Below are 1,476 nucleotides of genomic sequence, written 5' to 3' on the forward strand. Positions count from 1 at the left end.
ATATTTCCATTTGAGAATAATTATCTGAAAAATATGCACTTTTTGAATAAATTGATAAGTTATAGTTGTAAAGTAACCTTGCCATATACGTAGCTTTAATTCGTCGTGTTATGAGAAGTATCATTATCACAACAAGACTTTGTTCGTCTCTAACGTATGGTTTTTGGGTTGCAATCGGATAAACAACAGTGCTGAAGCGCGGTATCTTGTGGGGGCTTTTTTGTGCTTGCAATGAAGTAAACTGCAATGACTGAGAATGTCGTCATTCTCTAAAGCGAGGAACGAGTGTAATAGGGAATCTCTGGCGGCTAAGCAGAATAAGTGCGCTCTATAAAAATATAGAGCGTATCTAGAGTCAGTCGCTGGTGGGAATGCTTAAGAAAGATTAAACAAACGCTTAAAGTGGTGAACAAAACCGGACGGCTTATTCTCAGCTTGATAGAGGTTTAAACCATCATAAAAACTGGCCATAAACTCTATGCGAATCTCATCATCACTGCTTCTCGATATGCGAGACAACAGAGTAGCGGCTACAGCGGCATGATCATTAGCAAGGCTGTAATCCATTCCTAGTCGTCCTTGAATGAACAACCACAAATGAGTGATTAACTTTAACTGCTGAGCGTTAGAATTTTGAAACTTGTCGCTGTGCTCAGTGCCCACTGTAGTATCGAATACATTTTGCATTGCCTCATTCGCTTCTTTATTGCTTTCAAAGCGATAGCTTGCATCGATATGTACCTTGGTTAACAGGCCAAGCAACGTCTGACGTGCAGAGTTGTCCGGCTTGTTCTCGCAAGCGTGTCTAAACAGAGCATGGTTTTCATCAATAAATGACTTTAACTCTTTTTCATAGCCAGTCGTCAGCGCTTTGACTGAATCGAGACCTGCGAGCTGCAAACACGCTTCGAGCTTAGTTTGGCGCTGAGGTTCAGTCTGAGTTTGGATCTCAGTCATTACTCTGTAGCTCTTCCCACGTTACTTCTGCAGATTGAGTGTCGCTGTTTACGAACGCAGAGTTACCCGACAGCATCACTGAAAGGTCCATAGTACGTTGTGTCATCGCTGCTAGTTGCTCAATACCATCGTTGTCTAGACGAACGATCTGAGCTTTCAGGTAACCGAATTTACCTTTGTTCTGTTCCCACCAAACATTCGATTTAGTGTTGAAGCTGAACACGCTCACAGACTTAGATAAGCGAGTCGCCTTCTTAACGCGTTCTGGATCGGGCTCACCAACATCAATCCACTCTAAGATTTGGTCATCTAACGACTTCTGCCATAAATCGGGTTCTTCAATGCTAGACAACCCTTTAGTGAATTCAAGTTCAGGAGATGCATTGATACAGAAAGCAATGATACGAGCCATCATGCGCTGTTCTGTTTCAGAAGGGTGTTGTGCAACCGTTAGATTAAAAGAGTCGTAATAGTCGCGATTCATATCGGTTAAAGAAATACGAAACTTATAGATTGTGG

Annotated in this window: 2 protein-coding genes; both read right to left on the minus strand. The window is 42.1% G+C overall.

Annotated features, from left to right (window positions below):
* Positions 1–375: 375 nt before the first annotated feature.
* Entirely contained in the window at positions 376–957 is a 582-nt protein-coding gene (locus AB4653_RS24290; RefSeq protein WP_009845545.1) for a hypothetical protein, read from the minus strand.
* Positions 950–1,476 (minus strand): YaeQ family protein (locus AB4653_RS24295; RefSeq protein WP_372105516.1); only part of this gene is annotated, 527 nt, incomplete at its 5' end. The genes AB4653_RS24295 and AB4653_RS24290, both read right to left, overlap by 8 nt.

The organism is Vibrio sp. 10N.222.48.A3 (genome assembly GCF_041475345.1).
GTDB lineage: Bacteria > Pseudomonadota > Gammaproteobacteria > Enterobacterales > Vibrionaceae > Vibrio > Vibrio tasmaniensis_A.